This window comes from Halomicroarcula saliterrae (genome assembly GCF_031624395.1).
Classification (GTDB): Archaea; Halobacteriota; Halobacteria; order Halobacteriales; family Haloarculaceae; genus Haloarcula; species Haloarcula saliterrae.
The window spans coordinates 1-513 of the sequence record NZ_JAMQON010000020.1 but is presented as its reverse complement, the minus strand read 5'-3'; the positions used below and the strand labels follow the sequence as shown (position 1 = coordinate 513).

Below are 513 nucleotides of genomic sequence, written 5' to 3'. Positions count from 1 at the left end.
ACCGCCCGTCAAAGCACCCGAGTGGGGTCCGGATGAGGCCGTCATGCGACGGTCGAATCTGGGCTCCGCAAGGGGGCTTAAGTCGTAACAAGGTAGCCGTAGAGGAATCTGCGGCTGGATCACCTCCTACTGACCGGGATTAGGGCTTTGCCCTAACCCACCTACATTGACTGGTGACCACAAGTCACCGCGAGTCGGAAGCTATCCGACACTGCATGGGCCCGCTGGGCTCACAAGACCTCTCCGAGCTGGACCCCCTCACAGGGGCGTCGGGTGCAACTCCCGACGGGTCCGTACTTCGTAGCACATCCGAACCGTGCCCCTTAAGTGTGGGACGGCGCTCGGATGTGATACGACGACAGATGCACCATCCCGGGTCAAACCGCGGTTGGGAAGGGTCGACTTGCCCACCATCTACCACCTTGGGGGCGAGTATGAAACCGTGTGTACGTGCGATCCAGGCGTCCACTGGACTCGTTCAGTTTAACGAGTCACAATTGACGTTGGCTACTA

General features: G+C 59.8%; 1 rRNA gene. It reads left to right on the top strand.

The window, feature by feature from the left end:
• Positions 1-128, top strand: a 16S ribosomal RNA gene (locus tag NDI56_RS21690); the annotation flags it as partial.
• Between the last annotated feature and the right edge of the window lie 385 nt (positions 129-513).